Raw genomic sequence first — 519 nt, 5'->3', positions numbered from 1 at the left:
TGGTAGATCTGTGAAACTGAAAGTCCAGTTACCTTTTTCATCAGCTTTCACTTCTTTTGTTTGGAACTCTGTTGTTCCATTTTGAAGTAATTGAACCGTGATGCTTTCCGGACGTGTCTTGAATTGGTTGTTATAGTCTTYCCAGACTTTCTTGCCACTTAGTTCTGTTTTGTCCGTATTCTTGTAAGTATTCGTAATTGTTGTTCCGTCTACTTTTGTTTCATAGCGGTCAACCTTTACTTCTCCTACTGTGTACACGAACTCTTTTCCTTGTTCATCGTACTTTGGTAGATCTGTGAAACTGAAAGTCCAGTTACCTTTTTCATCAGCTTTCACTTCTTTTGTTTGGAACTCTGTTGTTCCATTTTGAAGTAATTGAACCGTGATGCTTTCCGGACGTGTCTTGAATTGGTTGTTATAGTCTTYCCAGACTTTCTTGCCACTTAGTTCTGTTTTGTCCGTATTCTTGTAAGTATTCGTAATTGTTGTTCCGTCTACTTTTGTTTCATAGCGGTCAAC

General features: G+C 38.3%; 1 protein-coding gene. It reads right to left on the bottom strand.

Annotated features, from left to right (window positions below):
• Window positions 1-519: Cna B-type domain-containing protein (locus tag AC1DTM_RS31295; RefSeq protein ID WP_477001801.1), on the bottom strand; the 519-nt coding region annotated here is incomplete at both ends.

The organism is Bacillus sp. P4_D3 (genome assembly GCF_056401855.1).
This window is presented reverse-complemented; position numbering and strand designations above follow the sequence as displayed.